The following is a 255-nucleotide window of genomic DNA, read 5'->3' on the forward strand; positions in this document are numbered from 1 at the left end:
ACTCGGCGTATTCTTCCTCGGTCATGCGTGTCTTGACTACCCGGCTGCGGTGCGGTGTGTTGTATCTTTTCATGGTCGGCAGACCTCCTTTCTATGCGTGGTGTCCTCTCACTAATAGGAGAAAAACAGGGTGTGAAGCGGAACTGTTTTTGAAAAATCCGAAAAAATATTTTGAGGGGTTTTTCAGCGGCGCAAGCCGTATAAGCAGGGTTTGGGGAAGGCACTCCCCAACAAGATTCCCGCAGGGGCAAAATG

At 50.2% G+C, this 255-nt stretch carries 1 pseudogene; it reads right to left on the reverse strand.

Features of this window, described 5'->3' with window-relative positions:
• Window positions 1–73: pseudogene (locus NE609_RS17400) on the reverse strand (mobilization protein); the annotation flags it as partial.
• Window positions 74–255: the final 182 nt, after the last annotated feature.

Origin of the sequence: Anaerotruncus sp. DFI.9.16, from assembly GCF_024461615.1 — a bacterium.
Taxonomy (GTDB): Bacteria; Bacillota; Clostridia; order Oscillospirales; family Ruminococcaceae; genus Anaerotruncus; species Anaerotruncus massiliensis.